The organism is Dyadobacter sp. SRI_021 (genome assembly GCF_057586235.1).
On sequence record NZ_JBYCZM010000001.1, the window covers coordinates 820,720 to 843,196 of the forward strand.

The following is a 22,477-nucleotide window of genomic DNA, read 5'->3' on the forward strand; positions in this document are numbered from 1 at the left end:
CCTAGTTAAAAACGGTCGTGTAAGTTAAAGATATATGATTCATTTTTCAAAGTATTTACCAACATTACCATATTATAAGTATTGCCTTATGCGACCTCCCAAACCGATATCATGCGGTCGTCGCTGCATGAAATCAGTTGATTCTCATAACTCGTCCAGAGCAGTTTATTCACAGACGTTCCATGCCCCGCATGACGTGCCCGGTCGATAATTTTTTTCAGCTTAAATGTGGCTGCGTCCCACAATTTGATGGACTTGTCCATACTGCAAGTAGCGAAGAGGGCGCGATCGGGACTGAATGTGATGTCGTTGATCGCGTACATATGCGCGGGAATGTCGGAGACGATGCCGTATGCATCATTGACGTCCCATATTTTCAGGTGCGCGTCCCGGCCGGTGGTGAACAGGTATTTACCGTCCGGTGAATACTTAACGGAAAATACGGAGTTTGTATGTGCTTGTATGGTCTTTTTTAATTTGAAGCCATCGAGATCGAAGATATGGACGTTGCAATCACTATCCCCGGTGGCAAATTCATTGGTCTCGACATTGACCGCAATGCTGCGAATGCTTCTTCCTGCTATTTTAATGTGCTTCTGAACAGCGAAACCCGGAACGTCCATCACTACCACCACACCGTCCCCTAGTGCGATGAGAGCCTTATCTCCCGCAAAACGGATGTCGAAAATAGCCGAGGTTGTGATTTTGGAAGTCCTTTCAATCGCATTCCCTTTCTTATTCAACACCTGAATGCCTTCGAAATTCTGCCCGATCCACAGCGAATCGCTGCTTTCATGCAATGCGAGCGCGTATACGGAAGTACCCGCGCGGGCAACGAGTTTTCCCAGATCCGGCTTTTGCAGGTTCCATTGAATTACATAGCCATCGGCACCCGCCGAATAAAAGCCGTGGTCCGTTCCGTCAGAAATAATTGTATAAACACTGTCCCTATGACCGGAAAAAGTATCTACTTTGCGAATATTCATCTTGATAGTTTTGTAGCAAACAGTATTACCATGCCCCTCGTTCATTCCGAAAAGATAGAAGACAGCAGTACATTACTGCTCTGGAAACTGACGGAAACCGAAGCGGAACTTCAAACGGCTCTGGGTAACGGCTTTAACCAGGAAGAGCTCGATAAAATATCTCATCCGCAAAAAAAACGCGAGTGGCTTGCCAGCCGGATGCTGATCAAAACGTTGGCTGAGCAGTTTGGCATCAACTACGTGGGCATTCACAAGGACGAGCACGGCAAGGCATTCCTCATCGACAACGATTCGCACATTTCCATTACCCACACCGCCGAATTCGTAGCCGTGGCCATTAATCCGACCGCCGCCGTGGGCATCGACATGGAAAAGACCGATCCGAAATTACAGCGTACTTCCAAAAAATACCTTTCCCCGCCCGAGTACGATCATGCGCAGGACCAGATGGACCGCCTGTGCATGTACTGGTGCGCGAAAGAAGCTTTGTATAAACTCTACGGAAAGAAAAAGATCAGTTTCAGGGATTCTATTTTTATCAGTCCCTTCGAAAACGCCGACATTCTCCTGCGCGGACAGCTCACCGATGAAGACCTCGTAGTTCCCTCCAATATATATGTACGCTGGTTCGACGGCCATTGCCTGGCCATCGCGCTCTGATTATCAGCTTTCGGGCAGCTCGTCGAGCGTCGATTTCAGTATTTTCTCGATTTCGCGGATCTTGTCCTGCTCGCTTGTTTTTTCGTAGGACAGGATCAGGTTACGCAATACGCGCTGCACAATTTCCAGGTTCGTGCATGGCTGGTAAAATATATCTTTGGATTTGATATTCAACTGTGCGATGTAATGGTCAATGTCCGTTTTAGAGAAAATAATCCCGCGGTTGAAAACATTGATATAAAACTGCGTTTTATCGCTTTTGTAGGTCAATACAAACAGGTTAGGCAAATTCACGCCGTACACGGGCATTCCCAGCTTTCTCGCAATCAGCAAATAGATTACACATAAGGTAATAGGGTTACCGCGGCGGCTTTCCAGCACCGAGTTGATCATCGAGTTGGTCGGCGAATGGAAGTTCTTGGTGTTGGCCGCGAAGTTCATCACACCGAAGAAAATGCTATTAATCCGCTTCACCTGGTCTACCGCATTCATTTCCTCCTGAAACTGGATCCAGATGTCGTAATAAAGCTGTTCAATGGTGGTTTTCAACTTTTCAATCGACAAATCGGGGTAATGGTAAGTGGCGATGATCCACATGCCTTCGAGGAGATCGAGCCCGCCGCCGTTTTTCCACGCCTGTAACCGTTCGATCATAATGCTGAGCTGCAATTCGTGGATCAATTCCTCGATTTTACGCTGGACGATCGGGTTGAAACTCTCCTCCCATTCGGTCTCCAGAAAAGGTATCACTGTCCCTCCCAACGACAATATCTTCCCTTCAACATGCTGACTCACTTCATGATCTTCATCATCAAGCAAGGATATCAGTGCCTTGATTTCTTTCTGGTTCATTTTCCTCAAATCTGCGTTTTACAACCAACGGATAAATAAAAACATTTTTTTTTAATGGACGTCAAATTTTCTACTTTTGCCCGGAAAAAAAGCGGGTTAGCGCCCGTTTTGAAGACCATCTATACCACCATATTTCTATAAAAAACGCGCATAACGCATGAAAATTCTCGTTACCGGAGGGGCCGGTTTTATCGGTTCCCATACCGTTGTAGAGTTGCACAATGCAGGGTTCGAACCGGTCATTATCGACAACCTGTACAACTCCAATCTCAACGTTTTAGAAGGAATCAAAAAGATCACCGGCAAAGAGTTTCCATTCTACGAAATCGATTGCAATGATGCCGACAAAGTAAGGGCTCTGTTTGAAAAGGAAAAGTTCGATGGCGTGATCCATTTCGCAGCCTACAAGGCTGTGGGTGAATCGGTTGAAAAACCTTTGAACTATTACGAAAACAACCTCATTTCCCTCCTGGTACTGCTTCGCGCCGCCCAGGAATTCAATGTAGATAAATTTGTATTTTCCTCGTCGTGTACGGTGTATGGCCAACCCGAAAAGCTGCCAGTGACCGAAAGTACGCCTCGCCTGCCGGCCAACTCGCCTTACGGCAACACCAAGGCGATCGCCGAGGACATTATCCGCGACCACGTGCATTCACGCCCCGGCCTGAAAGCCATTTCGCTGCGTTATTTCAACCCGATCGGCGCGCATGAAACGTCGCTCATCGGAGAGTTACCGAATGGCGTTCCAAGCAACCTGGTACCATTCATTACACAAACCGCCGCCGGCCTCCGCAAGTCGCTTACCGTTTTCGGCAACGACTACGATACGCCGGACGGGACCTGTATCCGCGACTTCATTCACGTGGTCGATCTCGCGAAAGCGCACGTGAAAGCGCTCGACCTGCTCGAATCGCAAACGGATACTAACTATTATGATGTATTTAATGTAGGAACGGGCGAAGGTTATACCGTTTTGCAATTGATTAATACTTTTGAGGAAGTAAACGGCGTGAAACTCAACTACACCATCGGGCCTCGCCGGGAAGGGGATGTGGAGAAAATTTACGCGCAATCCGACAAAGTAAATAATGTAATGAAATGGCGTGCCGAGAAAACCATGGCGGAAGCTTTACGCGATGCATGGAACTGGCAACTAAAACTCAAAAGCTGAAAAATGAAAAAAATCTTGATTACGGGAGGAGCGGGTTTTATCGGCTCACATGTGGTTCGCCGGTTTGTCAACTTTCACCCGGAATATCATATCTACAATCTCGACGCGCTTACATACGCCGGTAACCTCGAAAACCTGCGCGATATTGAACATGCGCCGAATTACACATTCGTAAAAGGCGATATCGTCGATGCGGCGTTTATCGACAAGCTCTTTACCGAAAATGATTTCCACGGTGTGGTACACCTCGCAGCGGAAAGCCACGTCGACCGTTCGATCACTGACCCCATGTCGTTTGTAATGACGAACGTGGTAGGTACCGTTAACCTTTTGAATGCTGCAAAAAAGGCATGGAAAGATGATTTCAGCGGCCGCCGCTTCTATCATGTCTCTACCGACGAAGTTTACGGTGAACTCCACGATCCGGGCACATTTTTCGTGGAAACAACCAAATATGACCCGCGTTCGCCTTATTCGGCTTCCAAAGCATCGTCCGATCACTTTGTAAGGGCTTATCACAATACTTACAAGTTGCCGGTTGTTATTTCAAACTGTTCGAACAACTATGGCCCGAACCATTTCCCTGAGAAGCTGATCCCACTGATGATCCACAACATCATTCAGCAAAAACCGCTTCCGGTTTATGGAAAAGGCGAAAACATCCGCGACTGGTTGTTCGTGGAAGACCACGCGATCGCGATCGACGTGATTTTCCATAAAGGCACCAATGGCGATACCTACAATATCGGCGGCCATAATGAGTGGAAGAACATCGACCTCGTGCATTTGCTTTGCAGCATTATGGACCGCAAGCTCGGCCGCGGCGAAGGTGAAAGCGCCAAGCTGATCACCTACGTGACCGACCGCGCGGGACACGACCTGCGCTACGCGATCGACGCTACCAAATTGTCGGAAGAGCTGGGCTGGAAACCTTCATTGCAGTTTGCAGAAGGCCTGGAAAGAACCGTTGACTGGTACCTGGCCAATCAGGACTGGCTGAACAACGTTACCTCCGGCAACTACCAGAAATATTATGACGAAATGTACCAGGATCGTTAATCCGGCCATTTCTTTACTCAATTGAAACTCTATTTATGAAAGGCATTATTCTGGCCGGCGGTTCCGGTACGAGATTACACCCGCTTACACTGGCGGTAAGCAAGCAGCTCATGCCGGTTTACGACAAGCCGATGATATATTACCCGCTGTCGATCCTGATGCTCGCTGGCATCCGCGAAATCCTGATCATTTCAACCCCGCACGACCTGCCGCATTTCGAGAAACTCCTCGGCGACGGAAGCCGCCTGGGTTGCCAGTTCAGCTATGCGGTGCAGCCCAGCCCGGATGGTCTCGCGCAGGCATTCATTATCGGTGAAGAGTTTATTGGCGACGACAAAGTTGCATTGATCCTGGGCGATAATATTTTCTACGGATCGGGCCTTTCGAGCCTGCTCCAATCCAACAATGACCCCGACGGCGGTGTGATCTTTGCCTACCAGGTACACGATCCGGAGCGTTATGGCGTTGTAGAATTTGATAAATCCAACAATGTGATTTCCATTGAGGAGAAACCGGCTGAACCAAAATCCAACTATGCGGTTCCCGGCTTGTACTTCTACGATAACGATGTTGTGGAGATCGCAAAAACGATCCCTCCTTCCCCACGCGGCGAGCTCGAAATCACGGACGTAAACCGGGTTTACCTCGAACGCGGTAAATTGAAAGTAGGTGTCCTCAACCGCGGCACCGCATGGCTCGATACGGGCACATTCCAGTCGCTTATGCAAGCCGGGCAATTCGTTCAGGTAATCGAAGAGCGCCAGGGCTTAAAAGTAGGCTGCATTGAGGAGATCGCGTACCGCATGGGCTTTATTAATGCAGAACAATTGCGTGAAATCGCCCGCCCTCTTTTAAAGAGCGGCTACGGCACTTATCTGGAACGCATTGTAGCCAACGCCTGACAGGCTGCGGCACCGGGATTAGCACATATTATATTCGAATGAAGTTTTTGGTAGAGGAAATCGAAGAATATTCCGCGGCCCACACGGAAGAAGAGAATGCATTGCTGAAATCCCTGAACAGGGAGACCCACGCCAACGTTCTCAGCCCCCGCATGCTCTCCGGGCACATGCAGGGAAGGTTCCTTTCGATGATTTCCAGGATGATCCGGCCCGACCGCATCCTGGAAATCGGCACGTATACGGGTTACTCCGGCATTTGCCTTTGCGAAGGCCTCAATCCCGGCGGCAAACTCATCACCATCGATGTGAACGAGGAGCTCGAAAGCTTCACCAGGCGCTATTTCGACCAGACGCCTTTCAAAGACCAGATCGACTATCGTATCGGTAATGCATTGGATATTATCCCCACGCTCACCGATACGTTCGACATCGTCTTCATTGATGCGGATAAAATCAATTATTCTTCTTATTTTAACCTCTGTCTCGACAAAACCCGCACAGGGGGCTTCCTGATAGCCGACAATGTGCTTTGGAGTGGCAAAGTCGTGCAGCAGTTGAAAAAGATTGACAAAGACACGCAGGCATTGCTGGATTTCAACCGGATGGTACATGAAGATCCACGGGTTTCCAACATGCTGCTACCAATCCGCGACGGGTTGATGATTCTTCAGAAATTATAGTACTCAATAGTCAGGCGACCATTTACCTTTTTTATGGCCAGAACTTCCATTAACAACATCATCTCTTTTGTTATCGTCCTGCTGCTGACCGGCAATGCAGTTTTTGCACAGGCCCCTGAAATCCCGTCCAGCGTTTCCTTCGGCGGTATCACCGTCAAATTCGACCGAAGTGCGCAGAATATTATCGAGGAGGACATCAAAAGTCTGATGTCGAACAGAAAGTTCTGGGAAGAAAAGATGGATCGCGCCATTATGCACTTCCCTATCGTGGAAGGCATTCTCATGGATGAAGAAGTACCTATCGACTTCAAATACCTCGCCGTTCAGGAAAGCTCTTTCCGTCCGGATGTCGTTTCGAGCTCCAATGCGGTGGGTTACTGGCAATTCAAACCGGAAACCGCACGTGAGCTCAACCTCCGTGTGGATAAGGATGTAGATGAAAGGAAGAACATCAGCTCTTCCACGCATGCTGCCGCCTGGTATCTGAAAAAGAACAACCAACAGTTCAACAACTGGGTAACGACTCTGTACTCCTATTACCAGGGCGCGGGCGGTGTAAAAAAGGTGGTTCCTGCAAACTGGGCATACGCTCGCGAGGTGACGCTTACTGGTAAAACGGATCGCTATATGCTCCGGTTTTTTGCCCACAAAATTGCTTTGGAATCCGGTATCGAGCGGTATAAATCGCCTAATGCCTATGTTTTGATGGAATCCGACTACGGCAAGGGACAATCGCTTGATGACATCGCCAGATCCCTGGGTGTTCCTGCTGCAGAGCTGAAAAATCATAACAAATGGCTCAACGACGACAAAGTACCCGACGACCGTGAATACCTCATTACCTTGCCGGTTCCAGTTGATCAGGTTGCTTCCGTTCGCGAAAAGCTCTCACTGCCGCCACGCCAGACGGCGGTTGCTTCCGTTTATGAAGACACCGGTTATCCCGTGTTGAAGAAATCCGCTGTTCAGCTGAAAGAGCCTAATTCACCCACACTTTACGAAATCAACGGCCTCCCGGGTATCGAAGCACGTGTAGGCGACAAGCCCAAAACACTGGCCAAAGCCGCAGGTATCCGCACGCCGCGCTTCATGCGTTACAACGACCTGCTAGCAGACATGCCGCTTGTTCCAGGCCAGGTATATTACCTCTCGCGCAAGCACAAGAAGGCAAGCGCGCCATCGCACGTAGCCCGTCCCGGCGATACATGGCTGAGTGTATCACAGCAATATGGTATCCGCCTGGTAAACCTTTTGAAATTCAACCGTACTACCAGCCGCAACTACCCTATCCAGACCGGCCAGGTGCTTTTCCTGAACAAAAAACGCCCACGTAAACAGCCAATCGAGATTATCGCTCCACCGCAACCTACCGCACCTGCCAAAAAGGATTCGATCATTGCGGCCGCAGGCACATCGGTTGTGCCTCAAAAGGCGCCAGCGTCGGCTTCGACGTCACCAGCGGCCTCAAACAGTAATATTCCAAGCAATGCGTCGGGACGTAAAAAATACACGCCGGTTCTGGTAGAAAAGAATGAAAGCGGCGCCACAAAAGAAACCGAACCAGTGGCTGCAGCACCTTCCGCTACGACTTCATCAGCCGGTAAAACTGCCGAAACTGCTGGCAATTTGTATAAACCTTCCGGCAAAACACCATCCGGAACTGCAGCGAATGCACCGGCAACAACACCATCTACGGCGAATATTAACGACCGCGTTGTGATCATCACACAGGACGACACCAACAGCACATTCAAATCGGCTGAAGAGGAAAAACCGGCTGGCAAATCCAGTACGCCCGGGAAGGTTGTAACGCCGAACACGACGCGTACGACGGCATCATCCGGCTCTGTATACACCCGTATGCGTGCGGAACGCGCAGCGGAAGGAGAAAACGAAGCTCCGGCGAAAAAAGAAACGGAACCGGCGCGTTGGAACAGCAACGAAGAAAAGAATGCGGCTACCGCCTCCTCGGCGCCAGCATACCATACCGTACAGCCAGGTGACACGTATTTCGGCATTGCAAGCAAGTACAACCTTTCGTTGCGTGAATTGCTGACAATCAACAACCGCTCTGCGCAAAGCCGCCTCGTATCAGGCCAGCGGCTACTGGTGTCCAAATCCGGTGAAGAAGCTGCACCGGCCAAAGTTGCAGTGGAACGCCCTGCTCCCGCTTCGACTTTCAAAACACCGGAGGAGATCAAGGAAGAAACCAGGCTCGCCGCTACACCCGGTAGTGAATTTCACACGGTTCAGAGCGGACAAACCTATTACAGTATTTCCAAAGCTTACGGAATCTCCATTAAGGAACTCCTCGACTTGAATAACTTAAATGATTCTGATCGTCTGAAATCAGGCCAGAAACTACGCGTAAAACGAGGTGAAGGTGGCGAATCGGAGGCTGTGAGCCAGCCATCAGGCTCCCAGACGCACACCGTTGCACCAGGCGAAACCCTCTTCCGCATTGCCCAAACGTACCATACCAGTGTGGATGATATCAAGAAATTAAACAATATGTCCGGAAACAGTGTTATGGTGGGACAAAAACTTAAAATACCTCAGCAATAAGCTGTTCCCATTATGATACTCATTGAAAATACGTGCATTAGCGACGACATCGAAGACCAGGAATTTGTCTGTAATCTGGACAAATGCAAGGGCGCATGTTGTGTAGAAGGGGACTCCGGTGCCCCGCTGGATGAGGATGAGCTCGCGATTCTTGATGAGATCTATCCCGAGGTAGAACCTTACCTGACCGAAGCCGGCAAAAAAGTAATCGCTGCCGAGGGTACCTGGACCAAAGATTGGGACGGTGACTACGTAACACCGATCATCAACGGCCGCGAATGCGCTTACGCCATTTACGACCAGAAAGGCATTCTCAAATGCGGCATCGAAGAGGCATACAACGATGGCAAGATCAGCTATAAGAAACCGCTTTCCTGCCATTTGTATCCGATCAGGGTAACGAAATACGAGCAATACCACGCGCTTAATTACGACCGCTGGGAAATTTGCAGCCCGGCTTGCAGCCTGGGTCAGCAATTAAAAGTCCCGGTTTACAAATTCCTCAAGGACCCGCTCATCCGAGCTTACGGGGAGGATTGGTACCGCCAGCTTTCCGAAGAAATCGACGAGAGACAACAAGCCCGCGCCAACGAACATGAAAAAGGGAAATGACTTTTTCAATGACGTTTACGATGTGGTGAGACAAATCCCGGAAGGACGAGCTACTTCCTATGGAGCAATAGCTGCCTACCTTGGGAACAAACGCGGTGCAAGAATGGTCGGTTGGGCAATGGGTAACAGCTACCAGGAGCAGGGCATTCCCGCCCACCGCGTGGTGAACAAAGCCGGGGAGCTTAGCGCGAGCCAGCTTTTTGAAACACCTACTACGATGCAGGAACGGCTCGAAAGTGAGGGCGTAAAAGTCGAAAACAACCGAATTGTCAACTGGGAGCAGTGTTTCTGGGACCCCGAAAAGGAATTGCATTGACATAGAAAATCCCGGTTTGGCGCGTCAAACCGGGATTTTTTATGGATTTCGTGCTCATTGCAGCGAGATCATTTTGGAACTGGTGCTTTCGATATTCACTTCCTTTACTTTTTTGTCCTTCTTGTGGGACAATTCGAAATAGTAAGTTCCATCGCTCATTTCGTCGAGGTTGAACACGCGACGATATTTGGTGTCACGTTGGTTGAACATTTCCGAGTAATAGATCTTACCGGCTTTGTCTTTCAGCACCACACGCAGTCTTTCGTTGGCATTTTTATCAACCGACAACCGTACTTTGTTAGTATCACCAATTTTGTACAATGCTGCGTCAAAAGCGACCACGCTTGCGGTTTCTTTTTCTTCTTTGTTTTTCTTTTTGTCTGCCGCAAAAGATGTGAAAGACAAGGTGAGCGCGAAAGCGCTGGTCAGGATGGAAACAATGGAGATTTTCATGGCTATAAGTATTTTAAAGTTTGGTACTGTACGATCGCACAGTTGACTTTAAATAAAAAAAGGATGTGCCAAACCCGGTTTTCAACAACCAAAGTCTGACACATCCAGCTTTCAACACACTGATGATGAGTAGCTTACATTTATTTTCAAAAATTTTACAGCTACTTCGTATCCCTTAACAGGTTGTTCAGAACCGAACATTTGTGCCTGAAACCGAACGCATTAAAGCGGCACGCGGACGTGTGCACCGGGTCAAATTTTTCCTCTGCTTTCATTCGCGATTTTCTGGATCATCGGCAGCCTGCTGGCGGGTATCGGGTGGCGATAATCCCAGAATGCCGACACGCACACGATTTTCCATTCTCCATTGATCTTTTCGAGCAGCCTCACCTCTTTACTGTGGTGAAAATTCTTTTCGGATTTGTCGCTGTTGAACTGGTCCCAGGTAAGATAGGCCACGTCATCATCGTAAAACTTGAAAATCATATTTTTCCGCTCCACGATCGGGTGGCTGGATACCGGTTCGGGATTAGCGGCAATATACTTACCGACCTGCTTGTTGATATCCGCCCAACCTACGTTGGAATCGAAAGTACCGTCATCGTTACTCCAAGCCTGGAAGGCATAATCTGTTTGTGCATAATTCGATTTCCAGGCATTGTAGTCCCGGGCGAAAAATGACTTTGTTTCATTCTCTATGACTGCTTTAATGGCTTGCTTTTCCTTTTCGAGGTTAGCCTGACGGGCAGCTTCCTCTTCTGCGGCTTTATCCTTGCAGGAAACACAAAGGACAATGCCTAGTAAAATAACTGACAGTGTTTTCATACTGCAAAAGTTTAGTTTGTTAAATAAATAACCGAACTCAATCTTTCAACAAAACATCCATCAGGTGGCATGAATTACACGCCTGATTTTATCAGAAAGTTAAGATTTTTTTGAATATATGCAAGAGAAAACCCTGGAATTGTGTAACCTTTCCCAGGGTTTTTGAATATCAAATTAGCATCAAACATTCACTGCACACTTATGGCTGTGGCACATAGCGTTTCCCGGCGCGATCATGCAAAAGCCAGAGGCCCATAAAAGTAATTAAGCCATTGATAATGAGTCTTTCAAATCCAAATTTATAACCATTAAACCATTCGGCGGAATGGTCGTTAATGATGTAAGTCAATATCGGAGACAGAATACACACGAACGGCACGAAGCGATCTTTCACGGGCCGTTTCAGGAACGCGCCAAAAGAGAACAAACCCAGCAACGGCCCATAGGTATAACCGGCAAGGTCGAATACGGCCGTGATTACCTCTTTGTTGTTCATCCTGTTGAATATGAGGATTACCAGGTAGAATATCACCGAGAAGCCCACGTGTACCCAGAATTTGATCGACGCACGCTTTTCTTCCGGGCGCTTCTCTATGTTCATGAAATCAATGCAGAATGCGGTCGTCAATGCGGTAAGTGCCGAATCGGAGCTGGCGTAGGTAGCAGCCGTGATCCCCAGGAGGAACGTCACCCCGACCACCAGCCCCAGGTGGTTCAACGCGAGCATCGGATAGAAATCGTCTGTCTTTGAAGTCGTAGGTATGCCTTGCGCCTCAGCATATACGTAAAGTAATGCACCGAGCGACAGAAAAAGGAAATTGACGATCACGAGTACCACCACAAACCAGAACATATTCTTCTGCGCTTCCCCGATGTTTTTACAAGTCAGGTTCTTCTGCATGAGGTCCTGGTCGAGGCCGGTCATAACGATCGCAATGAACACACCGGCAAAGAACTGCTTGAAGAAGTTCTTGGGATCGTTGGTATCCCAGTAAAAGATTTGCGAATACCCGCTTTTCTGTACTGTCGTCCAGATATCGCCTATCCCATTGAGATTCAGCTCGCCGGAAACCAGTACGATCGTCAGAACGACAGCGGTAATGAGGAAAAAGGTTTGCAGTGTGTCCGTGACGATGATCGTTTTAACGCCGCCTTTAAATGTATAAATCCAAATCAGGAATATCGTAATCGCTACCGCCACTTCAAACGGGACGCCCAGCGGCTTGAACAATGCGAGTTGCAATACCTGCGCAGCCACGTACAGACGTACAGCCGACCCTACCGTGCGCGAGAGCAGGAAAAAGCCCGAACCCGTTTTGTAAGACCAGAATCCGAAGCGTTGTTCGAGGTAGGAATAGATTGAAATAAGGTTCAACCGGTAGTAGAGCGGCATCAGCACCGTACCGATCACGAAATAACCCAGAATATACCCGATCACCACCTGGAAATAGGAAAACTGGATATTCGCGACCGCGCCCGGCACAGACACAAACGTAACGCCCGACAGCGAAGTACCGATCATACCAAATGCCACCAGATACCACGGCGACTGCCGGTTGGCGGTAAAAAAAGTATTGGTATCCGCGCCTCTGGAAGTAAAAATGGACACCGTGATCAGCATTCCAAAATAAACTACCAGTATCAGCAGGGAAATATAAGGGTTCATTAAAGTGGGTATTTGGGGATTCAGGAGTGGATTAAAAGGCGCTTAAAAGCTTCGGATAGTCTCCGTTTTTAATTAGATTTGCTAATCAAACAGAAATTTGGTTGTTATGCAAGCGCTCACAGAAACAGAGCTGGAAATTCTGGAAGAAACCGTAGATACGGACATTAAAAAGCTGATTATCTACAATGACGACGTGAATACCTTCGATTGGGTGATCGATACGCTGATGGAAGTTTGTGGTCACAGCAACGAGCAGGCCGAACAATGCACGATTATTATCCATTATAAAGGAAAATGCTCCGTTAAGGAAGGTTCTTTTGAAGAGCTGGCCAGGATGCGCAACGAAATATGCCGGAGGGGTATTTCAGCAGAGGTGCATTGAACCTCTTACTCGCTATCACACTGCCAGCATCAACAAACGGGTTTGATATCCATTCAGGCCCATCACTCAGCATCTTCTCATGAACTATCCCTCACGTCTTATTGAGGAAGCCGTCGCCGAAATTTCCCGCTTACCGGGAATAGGCAAAAAAACCGCACTACGCCTGGCATTGCATTTGCTGAAAAGGGATGAAGAGCAAACCCGCTCGTTGTCCGATGCTTTGCTGAGAATGCGTACCAAAACCACCTATTGCGCCCGCTGCCACAATATCGCCGACGACGTACTTTGCAATATTTGCAGCAATAACAAGCGCGACCAGACGACCATTTGTGTCGTGGTGGACACGCGCGACGTACTTGCTATCGAGTCGACGAATCAGTACCGGGGGCTTTATCATGTGCTGGGCGGCATCATTTCTCCCCTCGAAGGCGTCGGACCATCGGATTTGGAAATCGACTCGCTGATGTCGAGGATTGGAAGCCAGGAAGGCGATGAGGCGGTTCAGGAAGTCATATTGGCATTGAGCCCCACGATGGAGGGCGATACGACAGCTTTTTATCTGCAAAAAAAGCTGAAAGCCACAGGCATTAAGATAAGCACTATCGCAAGAGGTATCCCCATTGGAGGAGACCTGGAATATGCGGACGAGATTACGCTTGGCCGCAGCATTGTAAGCCGGGTGGCTTATGATTAACACTAAACACTTAATGTACTATTATGAATAGAACAGACTTTTTGCGGACACTGGCCGGCAGTGCACTCACTGTTGGCGCATTGGCTGAGCAATCATTTGCAGCAGGAGGAACTTCCAATACCCTACCGGCCGAAACCGCTCCTTTCAAACAAACGCCGCTTCCTTACGACTTCGGCGCATTGGAGCCAAGCATCGACAAACTGACGATGGAAATCCACTATGGCAAGCACCATGCGGCATATGTCAAAAATCTCAACGATGCTGTAAAAGGAACCGAATGGGAGAAAAAATCCCTTGAAGATATCATCAAATCAGTGAGCAAAGCGCCTGCTGCCATCCGCAACAACGGCGGGGGGCACTGGAACCACACTTTCTTCTGGGAAGTAATGGGGCCTAAAAAGAGTGCAGCTCCAACCGGTGCCATAGCCGACGCGATCAATGGCCAGTTTGGCTCATTCGATAAGTTCAAAGAAGAATTCGGTAAGGCTGCAACCACCCGTTTCGGTTCGGGCTGGGCGTGGCTTGTTGCCAAAGGCGGAAAACTCGCGGTAGGCTCTACGCCCAATCAGGATAACCCACTAATGGACGTTTCCGACTTTAAAGGAACACCGATCCTTGGCATCGACGTTTGGGAGCACGCCTATTACCTGCATTACCAAAACAAGCGCCCGGATTATATCAAAGCGTTCTGGGATGTGGTGAACTGGGATAAAGTGGCCGAGAATTTGAAAAAAGCTTAATAAATGGCGCGAAGGGCTTCCTTCGTGACTAACTATTCGAAGGCCTCCGGCCGGGCAGTATTGCAAAACGACTTTGCGGTACGGTCCGGCCGGAGGCCTTCATATATTATGTGCAAATCAGGAGATTTGCACCAGCCTACTAGTTACAATACGCCGCAATCACCTTATAAGCTTGCTGATACCCCAGCTCACCCGCTTTGCTTAAATCCAGGCAGCCGTCGTTGATTTCTCCCAGGCTGTTTTTAACAATGCCTCTCAAATAATAGGCTTCCGGATAATCGGAGCGGAGCTTTATCGAACTGGTAAAATCCAGTACCGCCCCCATTTGATCGCCCGATGCAGAACGGATCACCGCGCGTGAGAAATAGGCGTTCGAATAGGTAGGATTGAGTTCTACCGCAGTAGTGAGATCGGACAGGGCTCCTTTTAGTTCCCCTACTTTCGACTTCGCGATCGCGCGTACGTAATAGGCCTCCGCGCGCTCGTTCGTAAGGTTTTCAATCTTTAGGTGCGTCTGTACCTGGTCGCGCAGCTCGTCGAGTTTCTCTTTGTTGATTTTTCCGGTGAATGCATTCTTCTTAGGATCGCCGGTGTAGGCATTCTTCACTTCAATGGCTTTGGTAAGGTCCACAATGGCGCCGCGCGGATCGTTCAGTTTTCCTTTGGCAAATCCGCGACCGTAATAGGCATTATAATTTTCAGGATCGAGCTGAATGGTTTTGTCAAAATCGATAACAGCTCCCTGGAAATCGTCCATTTTATTCTTGGCAAATCCGCGGTTACTGTAATATTCGCTCTCGTTGGGACTTAATTCAATAGCACGAGTGAAATCAGCGGCGGCCCCCTGGTAATCGCCGAGTTCGAGTTTCGCCAGCCCTCTGCCCGCGTAGGCACCCGTTCGCTTGGGACTGAGCTCGATCACACGTGTGAAATCGGCGAGACTTCCGGCATATTCCTGCAAGTCCTGTTTGCAATTTCCTCTCGCATACAATGCCGCAAGTTCGTCCGGGTTCAGCGCCAATGCGCGGTCGAGGTCGACCAAAGCATTCCGGTGATTTTTCAATTTGGCATAACTCACACCACGATTATAGTAGGCCTTGGGCTCTTCCGGGTTGAGTTCGATGGATTTGGAATAATCTTCAATGGCTGAGCGGTAGTCCTCCTGCAGGCTTTTGCTCACGCCGCGGCTCTGGTAATAAAGAGCTTCTTTGGGATTCAGCTCGATAGCCTTGTCATAATCCTGCATCGCTCCGCGGTAGTCTTTGAGGTTGGCTTTGGCGAGCCCCCGGTTGAAATAGCTCGGTGCATGGTCGGGATTCATGGAAATTACCGTGGTATAGGCCTGCATTGCGCCATTGAAATCACCCGTACCGGCTTTGGTATTACCGTCTTCGAAATATTCGGCAGCTGAACGTTGGGCGGAGGCGGGGCAATAGAAGGCAAGCGCAAGGAGAAAAGAAATGCCAGTAAATTGAAGTCTCATGAATGTAAACCTTTTCCTCAAATCGATGTTTTTTAAATAGTGTATAAAAGTATTCAAAATCCGAATCAGCATCAAAAAAAGAAAAGCCCTATTTTTGAATGGTTCGTATCCACATCCAGTCACCAGAACTACACCAGTTATGTCATCAACCACCAAAAAATTGTCGCTCCTTTTGCTCCTGATAATGGCTGGGGCGGCTGTCTATTTTGTGTTTTTCAAATCTCCGGCGCAGGAAGGGAACGTCGTCGCGGAAGCACCCGTCGTACAGGAATCGGTGTATCTGCCGCTCACCGACCTCACAGGAAAGGAAGTGGCGATGGACGAAAACAAAATCGCCTTTGTGAATGTGTGGGCAACCTGGTGCGGGCCTTGCAACATGGAAATGCCCGGCATTCAGACACTTTATAACAAATACAAAGACCACAGCAAAATCGCATTTTACATCATCTCCGATGAAGACGCAGAAACTGTAAACCCGTTCATCGCCCGTAAAGGCTACAACTTGCCGTTTTACCAATATGCCGGCCCTTACCCTTCCCAGCTCGATGGCAATGCAATTCCACGGACGTACATTATATATAAAGGAAAAATCCTCGCACAGGAAGTAGGCGCTTCGCAATGGGACAGGCCGGAAGTGATCGAACTCATCGAGAAGCAACTCGCCGAGATATAAAACTAAAAAGGCGTCACACCAATGCGTGACGCCTTTTATATAAATTTCAGGTTCGCTTATTCAACGATGAAGCTACCTTTCATCAGCGCGTAGTGGCCTGGGAAGCTGCAAATGTAGGTATAAGTGCCTTTTGCAGGAGCTGTGAACTCGATCGTGTCGCTTTCGCCACCGCCTACCAGTTTGGTGTGCGCGATAATGCTCGTCTTCTCAGCAGCAGGGATATAATCTGTTTCTCTTGCAGCAGCAGCTTTTGAACCGAATGCAGCTACATCAGTACCTGGTTTCAGCAGAACCCAGTTGTGGCCCATAGCAGCTTTGGCAAGTTTACCTGAGTGAGTCAGCGTAAGTTTCACTTTTTGTCCAGCCTTCACTTTGATCTCTTTCAGGTCGAACTGCATTGCATCACTTCCTTTGATCACGATCGTCTTAGCTTGCTTCACATCGCTTGCTACCTCTTTGGCAGGAGATGTTTTAGCCGAAACAGGGTTCAATGTAACTGCTCCGAAAGCCAAAACTGAGGCAAGAAGCATTACGCCATACTTGGTCCTTTTCATATTCTGAGTATTAGTAAACTTGTGTTGGTTAAGATTAACAGGCGCAAGTTACGACACGTGTGCTGAAAAATGCAATGCATTAACAATTGTTTGAACTTAAAAGAGGATCTTATACTGGTCGCGCACAGCCCTTCCGACGCAAATGACCGATAACACCATCATATAGTGGTTGATATCCACCGGGTCCATCGGCAGCGGCAACTTCCCCGACTTGGTCGATAGCGCCAGCAGCATCATCGAAAACAACGTCCATAATGCGCTCTTCTGGCGGTTTGCCAGGCCCACGCAAGAGATGAGCAATGTAACCAGAATGCAAAATGCTTTGATGATCAGCCCCACATATTCGACCCGGAACCAGGTAATGCAGTAAAACAGCAGTGCACCCAGCCCAACCGTGGAATAGAACAGGAAAGAGCCGCTTTCATACCGCATTATGAGGCACCACGAGGCCGTCACGAGGCACAGCGCACCGAGCGTCATTTCCCCCGCTTCGAATATTTCATGAGCCATCCCGAGCCCTTCGACGCCGGCGTAAAACAGCAGATCGGTAAATGCTACGAGTGAAATACTCGTGAAGAAAATGCCCCAAAGCCACCTGATCAGAACGGGCTGCTGCCTGAAATACCGGAAGAAGACAAATAAACTGGTGATCGCCAAAACGAGGTTAGAAAATATATGCGGATTCAGAAATAGGTTCATAAACAGCCATCATGATGTCAAAAAAGCAATTTACAAATTATGCCTACATTTTGCTACTTCGTGCTTTTCGTCCTACTTTTACCGAAAAAACTGATTTACCAACATGAGCGTTTTAGTTAATAAAAACTCCAAGATTATAGTTCAGGGATTTACCGGTTCGGAGGGCTCGTTCCATGCCCAGCAAATGATTGAATACGGTACGAATGTCGTAGGTGGTGTTACGCCTGGCAAAGGTGGGCTTTCTCATTTGGAAAGACCTGTTTTTAATACAGTTGACCTTGCCGTACGCGCTACCGGTGCAGACGTTTCGATCATTTTTGTTCCACCGGCTTTCGCTGCCGACGCGATCATGGAAGCTGCTGATGCTGGTATCGGCGTTATTGTTTGTATTACCGAAGGTATCCCAACCAAGGACATGATGCAGGCGAAAGAGTATATCAAAGGCAAAAACTGCCGCTTGATAGGCCCTAACTGCCCGGGTATCATCACCGCCGAAGAATGTAAAGTAGGTATCATGCCTGGATTTATCTTCAAAAAAGGAACGATCGGTCTGGTTTCTAAATCCGGAACGCTTACTTATGAAGCGGTAGATCAGCTTTCTCGTGCCGGATTAGGCCAAACTACGGCCATCGGTATCGGAGGTGACCCTATCATCGGTACTACTACCAAAGAAGCAGTTGAGCTCCTGATGAACGACGATGAGACTGAGGCGATCGTGATGATCGGTGAAATCGGCGGAAGCATGGAAGCAGATGCTGCTGCATACATCAGATCTACCGGCAACAAGAAGCCTGTTGTAGGGTTCATCGCCGGCCAGACAGCTCCGAAAGGACGCCGCATGGGGCACGCGGGCGCGATCATCGGCGGAGCCGACGATACAGCGGAAGCGAAAATCAGAATTATGAAAGAGTCGGGCATCTTCGTAGCAGAATCACCTGCATTGATCGGCGAAACGATGCTTCTCGCACTTGGAAAGAAATAATCATTGCTCACTGACTTTGATCAAAGGGCTGGGGAAACCCAGCCTTTTTTGTACCAATGAAGTCCATATTTTCGGCTGTTTTTTGGGCTTTTTTTACGGCAGTAACCCTATTAGGCTCACTGGCACAGGGCGCGGCAAAAGTAAACCCGCCGGGTCAGTTCTTCCCGGTTTATAATTACCAGGACGACTGGCTTGTGTACAACGAGCAGTACAAGAACTACGTACCTTTCTCTCAGGGTGTCAATGAAGGCACGCGCTTCGCAAGTCTTTACATTGATCTGGTAAAAAACAGAAGATATTCGCTTCTTGTACACTCCGAAAACGAAAGCTACCTGTTTCTTGAAGGCGCATTGCAAAACCGCATTGCAGCTGGCAAATGGCAGGAACTCAGCCTCGACAGCCTTTATCGCCTTTATCACAAAGATGAACTGTTGCTGACCTTGTACGGCAGCCCTGGTATTGCCGACAAAACGGTGATCATTTGCAACAAAAAAAAGCAAACCGATTCCGAGGCCATCGGGCCCGCACGATCGGGCTTCATCAATATCAAGCCGATTACTTTCACACCTTTCGGCACATTTGCCGGAATTGCATTGATTATTATCCTGGTATTAAATGCGTGGATCTTCAATCTGAACCCGCTTTCTTTTATCCGTTTAATAAATCCCATTGAGTTTTTCAACAACGACCCGCGCGACCAACTTTCGAAGATTAACAAACCATATAGCAACACGGTGATCTTCTTTGTCGTGATCAGTTCGATGATGATGGCATTTACAGTGATTTACCTGTCGATCAACCGACTCAACTTATTCTCCGTCAGCACAATACTTTCCGACAAAGTAAATACGGCGCAAATCCTGGGCGACTTTTGTATTCTTTCGCTGATCTTCTTCCTACTGATTTACGCGAAGTACATATTTATGGTCCTGGCAGGGAATATGCTCAATCTGGACAAACAGGTCGACATTATTTTCATCAAAATAGTACAATCCTCGTACCTATTTTATGCACTGGTGTTTCTGGCCATTTTCGGCTTGTACTCCAACCACATCAATTGGCTGGAAGCAAGCAGGCCATACATCCTTTTGCCATTCCTTTTTTTCTATATCGCCCGGTTCGTCGCACTATATGTTGTAGCCAAGCCGACCGGCTCGTTGATTAATCTCTATTTATTTTCTTACCTTTGTGTCATCGAAATAATCCCGCTCATTGTGAGTATGAAGTTTGCTTTGTAGTCAGGAAACATGAGTTGGGAATAAACTAATGAGGATTATACATGAGTGATACCATCAATTTTGATCAGGACAGGCTTAAAAAAGTAACCAGTCTTTTGGTAAGTCAATCCCGACCAGCAGACGAGAATTCACCTTATTACGAGTTAGCCAGAAAGTATAATATCAAGGTGGACTTCCGGCCTTTCATTCAGGTCGACGGAGTTTCCTACAAAGACTTTCGCAAGCAAAAAGTTAACATCCTGGACCATACGGCCGTCATTTTCACAAGCCGTAACGCCATCGACCATTTCTTCCGTATTTGCAACGAAGGCCGGATTGAAGTACCAGCTACGATGAAATATTTCTGTATTTCAGAGCAAACTGCCAATTACCTTCAGAAATACATCGTAATCCGCAAGAGAAAAATATTTACAGGCACCAAAACCGCTGCTGAGTTGATCGAACTCATGCGCAAACACAAAAAGGAGAAGTTCCTCTATCCTTGCTCAGACGTCAGAAAGAACGACATTCCTGAATTCGCGGATACCGAGGAATTCCACTTCACGGAAGCGACGATGTACCAGACGGTTTCGTCCGATCTCTCCGATCTGGAAGACGTATACTACGATATTATCGCATTTTTCAGCCCGTCGGGGATCAAGTCACTATTTGACAACTTCCCGGACTTCAAGCAGAACAACACCCGCATTGCGGCATTCGGCCCTACCACTGCGAAGGCAGTAGAAGACGCCGGGCTTTTCCTGGACATCCAGGCTCCGCTCCCGAATGCACCTTCGATGACAGGCGCGCTCGACCTGTACATCCGCAAAGCGAACAACGTATAAAAAGCTTTACAAAAAGTACGAAAAGCCCCGGAAAAAATCCGGGGCTTTTTCATGTATATGTCAATTTTTTTAAGCAATATGCGTTATCAATCTAAATCCGAAAGCATATCAGCGTGATCCTTAAATCTATTCCTGCGGCATGACTTTGACCTTTACTCTTCGAAGTACCAGATATATCCGGCCCTTTGCGTTATTGCTTTTCCTACCGCTCTGTGCCATTGCCCAAAAAGACGCGCAGTTCAGTTTGTTCTCGCTGAACCAGCTTTACCTGAACCCGGCTGCGGCAGGCGCCGACGGACTGACCAAGTTCCAACTCACGCACCGGACACAATATGCAGGTTATCAGGGGACTAACATTGATGATCCGGGAGGCGCCCTTTCAACACAACTGTTTTCGTTCAGCATGCCATTCAAAAACTTCGGCATCGGCTTTTATGCATTGAACGACAAAAGCGGCCCCAGGACAGATCAGGATTTCAAGCTTACTGCTGCATACCATATACCGCTAGGTAGTGGCAAATTAGGAGTAGGCGTCAGTGCGGGCTTATTCCGCCAGGCCATTGACTACGGCAAGCTCCGCGCCCGCGATCCGGATGACCCTTTGATCCAGACCGGTACCATCGCCGAAATCAACCCCGACTTCTCCGTGGGCGCACGTTATGAGAACGAGACATTCTACGCAGGTCTCTCGCTGAACCATTTTCTGAAACCTAAATACCAACTGGGCTCCGAAACAGGTACGAACCCACTTCCGCGTACATTGTATTTCAATGCAGGTGTAAATCTCGAACTCGGCTACCTACTGGATATCCAGCCGATCGTACTCGTCAAATCGGACATTAACACCGTTTCGGTGGAAGGTGGAGCTACACTGACGTACAATAAACGTTACTGGATAGGCGGTACTTACCGACAACAGGACACGTACTTCATCATCATGGGCGGTATTTACCTGCTCGCTGATCAATCTCTGCGACTCTCCGGCGCGTATGATATGGTGGTCGGCGGTAATAAAACAAAGTCACCTTCTTCTTTCGAGGTAATGCTTTCGTACGCCCTGCCTTCGCCTAAATTTGGCAAAAAGGCGCCTATCCGTACGCCGCGGTTCCGTTTTTAATGAATTCGCCTAAACGCCATCGGATATACCATCGGATATAGTAATATTTTATCATCAAATTATTAAAAATCCAAGATTTGGATGTCAAATCAACGCTTTTTGCAAACCTCTTGGTAACTCGTGTGAATCAGTTTGCGAAACTTTGATTTATATTTGTAAAATGTTCGGCTTCCATACCAATTGCATTATTCTTACGTTAAGTCGATAAACACCTGATTTAGTAGTCGATCCGTGAAGATTTCGGCACCGAAATCCAGCAGCTCTTATTCTGACAGATGTGCACATTTTGTTTTAATTCAAGTATACTAGATATCATTCGTTGACGTTTTTAGGCTAGCATTTTA

General features: G+C 48.1%; 24 protein-coding genes. 16 read left to right on the plus strand and 8 right to left on the minus strand.

The features are described 5' to 3' along the window. Positions 1–86 precede the first annotated feature (86 nt). Complete coding sequence (locus tag AC2YIT_RS03345; RefSeq protein ID WP_487278225.1) at positions 87–986, minus strand: WD40 repeat domain-containing protein; 900 nt, start codon at positions 984–986, stop codon at positions 87–89. Positions 987–1,016: 30 nt separating this feature from the next. Here AC2YIT_RS03345 and AC2YIT_RS03350 point away from each other — a divergent pair, with 30 nt between their 5' ends. Next, the gene (locus tag AC2YIT_RS03350; protein WP_487278226.1) at positions 1,017–1,646 is read left to right on the plus strand and encodes a 4'-phosphopantetheinyl transferase family protein; all 630 of its coding nucleotides are present in this window, start codon (positions 1,017–1,019) and stop codon (positions 1,644–1,646) included. A 3-nt stretch (positions 1,647–1,649) separates the two neighbouring features. Here AC2YIT_RS03350 and AC2YIT_RS03355 read toward each other — a convergent pair whose 3' ends face one another. Then, positions 1,650–2,498 carry a transglutaminase-like domain-containing protein gene (locus AC2YIT_RS03355; protein WP_430842450.1) on the minus strand — a complete coding sequence of 283 codons (849 nt, stop codon included), beginning with the start codon at positions 2,496–2,498 and terminating at the stop codon, positions 1,650–1,652. A gap of 157 nt (positions 2,499–2,655) precedes the next feature. Here AC2YIT_RS03355 and galE point away from each other — a divergent pair, with 157 nt between their 5' ends. The 7 genes from galE to AC2YIT_RS03390 are packed head-to-tail and all read left to right on the plus strand — an operon-like array spanning position 2,656 to position 9,803. Beyond that, entirely contained in the window at positions 2,656–3,669 is a 1,014-nt protein-coding gene (gene galE / locus AC2YIT_RS03360) for a UDP-glucose 4-epimerase GalE (protein WP_430842448.1), read from the plus strand. 3 nt (positions 3,670–3,672) lie between these two features. Beyond that, positions 3,673–4,728 carry a dTDP-glucose 4,6-dehydratase gene (gene rfbB, locus AC2YIT_RS03365; RefSeq protein ID WP_430842446.1) on the plus strand — a complete coding sequence of 352 codons (1,056 nt, stop codon included), beginning with the start codon at positions 3,673–3,675 and terminating at the stop codon, positions 4,726–4,728. Between the two features lie 35 nt (positions 4,729–4,763). Next, positions 4,764–5,630 carry a glucose-1-phosphate thymidylyltransferase RfbA gene (gene rfbA / locus AC2YIT_RS03370; RefSeq protein WP_430842444.1) on the plus strand — a complete coding sequence of 289 codons (867 nt, stop codon included), beginning with the start codon at positions 4,764–4,766 and terminating at the stop codon, positions 5,628–5,630. A 38-nt stretch (positions 5,631–5,668) separates the two neighbouring features. After that, positions 5,669–6,310 (plus strand): O-methyltransferase, encoded by a 642-nt coding sequence (locus AC2YIT_RS03375; RefSeq protein WP_487278227.1) that lies wholly within the window; start codon positions 5,669–5,671, stop codon positions 6,308–6,310. A gap of 33 nt (positions 6,311–6,343) precedes the next feature. Beyond that, positions 6,344–8,875 (plus strand): LysM peptidoglycan-binding domain-containing protein, encoded by a 2,532-nt coding sequence (locus tag AC2YIT_RS03380; protein ID WP_430842440.1) that lies wholly within the window; start codon positions 6,344–6,346, stop codon positions 8,873–8,875. A gap of 12 nt (positions 8,876–8,887) precedes the next feature. Beyond that, positions 8,888–9,487, plus strand: coding sequence for a DUF3109 family protein (locus tag AC2YIT_RS03385; protein WP_223400275.1), 600 nt, complete (start codon positions 8,888–8,890; stop codon positions 9,485–9,487). Further along, the gene (locus AC2YIT_RS03390) at positions 9,471–9,803 is read left to right on the plus strand and encodes an MGMT family protein (protein ID WP_487278228.1); all 333 of its coding nucleotides are present in this window, start codon (positions 9,471–9,473) and stop codon (positions 9,801–9,803) included. The genes AC2YIT_RS03385 and AC2YIT_RS03390 overlap by 17 nt, the downstream gene beginning before the upstream one ends. Before the next feature lie 54 nt (positions 9,804–9,857). Here AC2YIT_RS03390 and AC2YIT_RS03395 read toward each other — a convergent pair whose 3' ends face one another. From AC2YIT_RS03395 to AC2YIT_RS03405, 3 genes are all read right to left on the minus strand, one after another. Continuing rightward, positions 9,858–10,256, minus strand: coding sequence for a hypothetical protein (locus AC2YIT_RS03395; RefSeq protein ID WP_430842434.1), 399 nt, complete (start codon positions 10,254–10,256; stop codon positions 9,858–9,860). 252 nt (positions 10,257–10,508) lie between these two features. Continuing rightward, entirely contained in the window at positions 10,509–11,081 is a 573-nt protein-coding gene (locus AC2YIT_RS03400; RefSeq protein ID WP_430842432.1) for a Cif family virulence factor, read from the minus strand. A 199-nt stretch (positions 11,082–11,280) separates the two neighbouring features. Further along, entirely contained in the window at positions 11,281–12,747 is a 1,467-nt protein-coding gene (locus tag AC2YIT_RS03405) for a sodium:solute symporter (RefSeq protein ID WP_487278229.1), read from the minus strand. Between the two features lie 106 nt (positions 12,748–12,853). On the opposite strand from AC2YIT_RS03405, the gene AC2YIT_RS03410 reads away from it, so the two are divergent. The 3 genes from AC2YIT_RS03410 (at position 12,854) to AC2YIT_RS03420 (ending at position 14,563) form a co-directional block, all read left to right on the plus strand. Continuing rightward, a complete protein-coding gene (locus AC2YIT_RS03410) occupies positions 12,854–13,129 on the plus strand; it encodes an ATP-dependent Clp protease adaptor ClpS (protein WP_487278230.1) in 276 nt (91 codons plus the stop codon). A 79-nt stretch (positions 13,130–13,208) separates the two neighbouring features. After that, entirely contained in the window at positions 13,209–13,823 is a 615-nt protein-coding gene (gene recR, locus AC2YIT_RS03415) for a recombination mediator RecR (RefSeq protein ID WP_430842425.1), read from the plus strand. Positions 13,824–13,846: 23 nt separating this feature from the next. Further along, a complete protein-coding gene (locus AC2YIT_RS03420; RefSeq protein WP_487278231.1) occupies positions 13,847–14,563 on the plus strand; it encodes a superoxide dismutase in 717 nt (238 codons plus the stop codon). A gap of 139 nt (positions 14,564–14,702) precedes the next feature. On the opposite strand, the gene AC2YIT_RS03425 is transcribed toward AC2YIT_RS03420, so the two are convergent. Beyond that, a complete protein-coding gene (locus AC2YIT_RS03425) occupies positions 14,703–16,046 on the minus strand; it encodes a tetratricopeptide repeat protein (protein WP_430842421.1) in 1,344 nt (447 codons plus the stop codon). A 139-nt stretch (positions 16,047–16,185) separates the two neighbouring features. Here AC2YIT_RS03425 and AC2YIT_RS03430 point away from each other — a divergent pair, with 139 nt between their 5' ends. Further along, on the plus strand, positions 16,186–16,719 hold the full coding sequence (locus AC2YIT_RS03430) for a TlpA family protein disulfide reductase (protein ID WP_430842419.1): 534 nt from the start codon (positions 16,186–16,188) through the stop codon (positions 16,717–16,719). A 56-nt stretch (positions 16,720–16,775) separates the two neighbouring features. Here the strand turns inward: AC2YIT_RS03430 and azu are convergent, their stop codons facing one another. Together azu and AC2YIT_RS03440 are read right to left on the minus strand one after the other, a co-directional pair. Then, a complete protein-coding gene (gene azu / locus AC2YIT_RS03435; RefSeq protein WP_487278232.1) occupies positions 16,776–17,273 on the minus strand; it encodes an azurin in 498 nt (165 codons plus the stop codon). Between the two features lie 96 nt (positions 17,274–17,369). Beyond that, complete coding sequence (locus AC2YIT_RS03440; RefSeq protein ID WP_430842415.1) at positions 17,370–17,972, minus strand: hypothetical protein; 603 nt, start codon at positions 17,970–17,972, stop codon at positions 17,370–17,372. A gap of 103 nt (positions 17,973–18,075) precedes the next feature. On the opposite strand from AC2YIT_RS03440, the gene sucD reads away from it, so the two are divergent. The 4 genes from sucD (at position 18,076) to AC2YIT_RS03460 (ending at position 22,133) form a co-directional block, all read left to right on the plus strand. Continuing rightward, on the plus strand, positions 18,076–18,954 hold the full coding sequence (gene sucD / locus AC2YIT_RS03445; RefSeq protein ID WP_106597013.1) for a succinate--CoA ligase subunit alpha: 879 nt from the start codon (positions 18,076–18,078) through the stop codon (positions 18,952–18,954). Between the two features lie 56 nt (positions 18,955–19,010). Continuing rightward, entirely contained in the window at positions 19,011–20,192 is a 1,182-nt protein-coding gene (locus tag AC2YIT_RS03450) for a DUF4271 domain-containing protein (protein ID WP_487278233.1), read from the plus strand. A gap of 41 nt (positions 20,193–20,233) precedes the next feature. Continuing rightward, entirely contained in the window at positions 20,234–21,016 is a 783-nt protein-coding gene (locus tag AC2YIT_RS03455) for a uroporphyrinogen-III synthase (protein WP_223400264.1), read from the plus strand. Between the two features lie 139 nt (positions 21,017–21,155). Beyond that, positions 21,156–22,133, plus strand: a complete 978-nt coding sequence (locus AC2YIT_RS03460) for a PorP/SprF family type IX secretion system membrane protein (RefSeq protein ID WP_487278234.1) — start codon at positions 21,156–21,158, stop codon at positions 22,131–22,133. The last annotated feature ends 344 nt before the right edge of the window (positions 22,134–22,477 follow it).

Coding starts and splice junctions, on each gene's coding strand:
- AC2YIT_RS03345 (WP_487278225.1), bottom strand. CDS start 986: ATGAATATTCGCAAAGTAGATACTTTTTCCGGTCATAGGGACAGTGTT.
- AC2YIT_RS03350 (WP_487278226.1), top strand. CDS start 1,017: ATGCCCCTCGTTCATTCCGAAAAGATAGAAGACAGCAGTACATTACTG.
- AC2YIT_RS03355 (WP_430842450.1), bottom strand. CDS start 2,498: ATGAACCAGAAAGAAATCAAGGCACTGATATCCTTGCTTGATGATGAA.
- galE (WP_430842448.1), top strand. CDS start 2,656: ATGAAAATTCTCGTTACCGGAGGGGCCGGTTTTATCGGTTCCCATACC.
- rfbB (WP_430842446.1), top strand. CDS start 3,673: ATGAAAAAAATCTTGATTACGGGAGGAGCGGGTTTTATCGGCTCACAT.
- rfbA (WP_430842444.1), top strand. CDS start 4,764: ATGAAAGGCATTATTCTGGCCGGCGGTTCCGGTACGAGATTACACCCG.
- AC2YIT_RS03375 (WP_487278227.1), top strand. CDS start 5,669: ATGAAGTTTTTGGTAGAGGAAATCGAAGAATATTCCGCGGCCCACACG.
- AC2YIT_RS03380 (WP_430842440.1), top strand. CDS start 6,344: ATGGCCAGAACTTCCATTAACAACATCATCTCTTTTGTTATCGTCCTG.
- AC2YIT_RS03385 (WP_223400275.1), top strand. CDS start 8,888: ATGATACTCATTGAAAATACGTGCATTAGCGACGACATCGAAGACCAG.
- AC2YIT_RS03390 (WP_487278228.1), top strand. CDS start 9,471: ATGAAAAAGGGAAATGACTTTTTCAATGACGTTTACGATGTGGTGAGA.
- AC2YIT_RS03395 (WP_430842434.1), bottom strand. CDS start 10,256: ATGAAAATCTCCATTGTTTCCATCCTGACCAGCGCTTTCGCGCTCACC.
- AC2YIT_RS03400 (WP_430842432.1), bottom strand. CDS start 11,081: ATGAAAACACTGTCAGTTATTTTACTAGGCATTGTCCTTTGTGTTTCC.
- AC2YIT_RS03405 (WP_487278229.1), bottom strand. CDS start 12,747: ATGAACCCTTATATTTCCCTGCTGATACTGGTAGTTTATTTTGGAATG.
- AC2YIT_RS03410 (WP_487278230.1), top strand. CDS start 12,854: ATGCAAGCGCTCACAGAAACAGAGCTGGAAATTCTGGAAGAAACCGTA.
- recR (WP_430842425.1), top strand. CDS start 13,209: ATGAACTATCCCTCACGTCTTATTGAGGAAGCCGTCGCCGAAATTTCC.
- AC2YIT_RS03420 (WP_487278231.1), top strand. CDS start 13,847: ATGAATAGAACAGACTTTTTGCGGACACTGGCCGGCAGTGCACTCACT.
- AC2YIT_RS03425 (WP_430842421.1), bottom strand. CDS start 16,046: ATGAGACTTCAATTTACTGGCATTTCTTTTCTCCTTGCGCTTGCCTTC.
- AC2YIT_RS03430 (WP_430842419.1), top strand. CDS start 16,186: ATGTCATCAACCACCAAAAAATTGTCGCTCCTTTTGCTCCTGATAATG.
- azu (WP_487278232.1), bottom strand. CDS start 17,273: ATGAAAAGGACCAAGTATGGCGTAATGCTTCTTGCCTCAGTTTTGGCT.
- AC2YIT_RS03440 (WP_430842415.1), bottom strand. CDS start 17,972: ATGAACCTATTTCTGAATCCGCATATATTTTCTAACCTCGTTTTGGCG.
- sucD (WP_106597013.1), top strand. CDS start 18,076: ATGAGCGTTTTAGTTAATAAAAACTCCAAGATTATAGTTCAGGGATTT.
- AC2YIT_RS03450 (WP_487278233.1), top strand. CDS start 19,011: ATGAAGTCCATATTTTCGGCTGTTTTTTGGGCTTTTTTTACGGCAGTA.
- AC2YIT_RS03455 (WP_223400264.1), top strand. CDS start 20,234: ATGAGTGATACCATCAATTTTGATCAGGACAGGCTTAAAAAAGTAACC.
- AC2YIT_RS03460 (WP_487278234.1), top strand. CDS start 21,156: ATGACTTTGACCTTTACTCTTCGAAGTACCAGATATATCCGGCCCTTT.